Annotated in this window: 3 protein-coding genes; all 3 read left to right on the top strand. The window is 52.4% G+C overall.

Annotation, left to right across the window (positions count from 1 at the left end; genetic code table 11):
* On the top strand, positions 1 to 957 hold a 957-nt coding region (locus tag LUQ50_RS08885), incomplete at its 5' end, for a V-type ATP synthase subunit C (RefSeq protein WP_300039328.1).
* A gap of 1 nt (position 958) precedes the next feature.
* On the top strand, positions 959 to 1,261 hold the full coding sequence (locus LUQ50_RS08880) for a V-type ATP synthase subunit F (protein ID WP_300039326.1): 303 nt from the start codon (positions 959 to 961) through the stop codon (positions 1,259 to 1,261).
* Complete coding sequence (locus LUQ50_RS08875) at positions 1,252 to 3,000, top strand: ATP synthase subunit A (RefSeq protein WP_300039324.1); 1,749 nt, start codon at positions 1,252 to 1,254, stop codon at positions 2,998 to 3,000. Before LUQ50_RS08880 ends, LUQ50_RS08875 begins: the two co-directional genes overlap by 10 nt.
* Positions 3,001 to 3,047: the final 47 nt, after the last annotated feature.

Here is a 3,047-nt window from a genome sequence, read left to right as displayed (position 1 = left end):
ATGCTCAACATGAGCCTTCCTGAGATCATCCGCGTGATCGGGGAGACCGAGTACCAGAAAGAAGTGGATGAGCTGGGAACATCCTTTGAAGGGATCGATCTCATCGAGGTTGCTCTCTCATGGAACCTGGCAAAAGAGTACCAGCGGGTCATTGAACTCGCTCCCGGTGCTCTGAAAGAGTTCACGATGGCTTACCTCCGCCGTTGGGACATCTATAATGTTCTGACGATCCTCCGCGGGAAGATGCAGGGGATGAAGGAAGGAAAGATCAAAGAGGTACTCATCCCTGCCGGAAGTCTTGACAAGGTAATTCTCGATCGGATTCTCGGCGAAGAATCATGCGAGCGGGTCGCTGATGCCCTGAAAGGGTGGAAGATGTACCCGACCATCGCTGCAGGAATCCAGGATGGATGTGCAGCAGGATCATTTGCCAAGCTCGAGAATGAGCTCTATAAGCAGTTATACGCTGATCTTCTCACCATCGCCAGACGCGGGGTAAAAGGAGGGAGTCAATTCCTCAAGTTTGTCCAGCTGGAGATTGATGTCAAAAACATCAAGACACTCTTTCGGATGAGAGGAGACGGGCAGGCAGAAGATGCACGGGAATTCTTCATCCCCGGCTCAACCTTCACACCAGAAGAGTTACAGCAGATGAACCAGATGAGCAGTAAAAATGAAGTTATCGATGCCATTATTGGCAGGATAAAATCTGTTGCACTGCTCAATGCACTGGAGGAACTGAGAACAGAGAAGTCGGAGCAGGAGGTCGATGCAGAACTGACCAAGACCCAGCTCGACCATATGGAGCAACTTTCCAAGATCAATCCGTTCTCCATTCATCCGATCCTGGTGTATCTCGAGAAGAAAAAGCTTGAAGTCTTCAACCTGCGGGCTATTGCCCGTGGTAAGGAGTCAAAACTTGCAGGCGATACGATCGCGAAGTACCTGGTGATCTGAAATGGAGATCGCGGTAATCGGGAATAGTGAGTTCATCCTCGGGTTCAGGCTGGCAGGGGTCACCAAGACCTATGCTGCCGAGTCTGATGAGAAGGTTGTTGAGCAGGTCCACCGGGTGTTAGATGACGGTACCGTTGGAATCCTGGTTCTCAACAGCGGAGACATGGCAAAAATACCACCGAGGCTCCGGACAACCCTGGAAAATTCGGTTCATCCCACGGTCATCACTCTGGGAGAACAGGAAGGCGGGTTGTCGATGCGGGAGAGAATTAAACGATCAGTGGGTGTAGATCTGTGGAAGTAAAACGCAATAAGGGTGTTTTAAAGAGGATTGCAGGGCCTGTGGTCACTGCAATCAATCTCGACGCCCACATGTATGATGTGGTGAAGGTCGGGAACGAGCAGTTGATGGGGGAGGTCATCAAGATCAAGGGTGACAACATTATCATTCAGGTCTATGAAGATACCTCAGGCATCAAGCCCGGAGAGCCGGTCGAGAACACCGGACTGTCGCTCTCTGTCGAACTCGGACCCGGTCTGCTCACCAGTATTTACGATGGGATTCAGCGTCCTCTCGAGGTACTGGTCGAGAAAATGGGCAGTTTCATCGAGCGTGGTGTCACGGCACCAGGACTTTCCCATGAGAAGAAGTGGGAGTTCGTTCCGGTTGTCAAGGCCGGCGACGTGGTGAAACCCGGAACTATCATCGGAACCGTGCAGGAGACCAACATCGTCCACAAGGTGATGGTTCCTCCCCGTTCAGAGGGTGGCAAGATCAAAGAGATCAAGGGTGGTTCTTACACCATTGACGAGGTCATCTGTGTCCTCGATAACGGTGAAGAACTTACGATGTTGCAGAAGTGGCCGGTCCGGGTTCCCCGTCCGGTTACCGAGAAACTCAACCCTGACATTCCGCTGATCACCGGTCTGCGTATTCTTGATGGTCTCTTCCCGGTAGCAAAGGGAGGAACCGCTGCAATTCCAGGTCCGTTTGGATCAGGAAAGACCGTTACCCAGCAGTCACTTGCCAAGTGGTCTGACGCCGAGATCGTGGTCTACATCGGTTGCGGAGAACGTGGCAACGAGATGACCGAAGTGCTGACTGAGTTCCCCGAACTTGAGGATCCCAAGACCGGACGTCCCCTCATGGAGCGGACGGTGCTCATCGCAAACACCTCAAACATGCCGGTGGCTGCACGTGAAGCATCGGTATACACCGGTATCACCATCGCGGAGTACTTCCGTGATATGGGGTACGATGTCTCCCTGATGGCAGACTCGACCTCCCGGTGGGCAGAAGCAATGCGTGAAATTTCCTCACGTCTTGAAGAGATGCCTGGTGAGGAAGGATATCCGGCATACCTCGCAGCACGTCTTTCAGAGTTCTACGAGCGTGCAGGCCGTGTTAATACCCTGAACAAGGATCTTGGATCTATCACCGTTATCGGTGCGGTCTCACCACCTGGTGGTGACTTCTCAGAGCCGGTTACCCAGAATACCCTCCGTATCGTGAAGTGTTTCTGGGCACTGGATGCCAAGCTCTCCCAGCGCCGTCATTTCCCGGCAATCAACTGGCTGCAATCCTACTCACTGTACCTGGACACCCTCGGTCCATACTATGACGAGAAGGTCTCGCCAGAATGGAATCCACTGCGGACCTGGGCAATGGAAGTTCTGCAGAAGGAATCTGAACTGCAGGAGATCGTTCAGCTCGTCGGATCCGATGCACTGCCTGATGAACAGCAGGTTACCATCGAAGTCGCACGTATGCTTCGTGAGATATTCCTTCAGCAGAACGCATACGACCCGGTGGACACGTATTGTGACATGGGCAAGCAGTTCGATATTCTGAAGGCAATCCGTTACTACTCAGACCAGGCAAACACCGCTCTGAAAGCAGGTGTTGCGATCATCCAGATCACCGGCCTGAAGTCAAAGATGGAACTCCCGCAGATCAAGTACATCAAGGAATACAAGCCTGAGATAGAGAAGATACTCAAGGCCATGGAAACCGAATTTACCACACTCAGGGAGGCAGCCTGATGAAGGAATACCGAACGATCTCCCAGATTGCAGGTCCACTGGTCTTT

The sequence above is a fragment of the Methanospirillum sp. genome, assembly GCF_028679455.1.
In the GTDB taxonomy this organism is placed as follows: Archaea; Halobacteriota; Methanomicrobia; order Methanomicrobiales; family Methanospirillaceae; genus Methanospirillum.
The sequence above is the reverse complement of the archived record's forward strand: the minus strand, read 5'-3'. Positions and strand labels throughout refer to the sequence as shown.

What these genes read in the sequence shown, in the direction of transcription:
- LUQ50_RS08880 (WP_300039326.1), top strand. Translation starts at nt 959, where the DNA reads ATGGAGATCGCGGTAATCGGGAATAGTGAGTTCATCCTCGGGTTCAGG.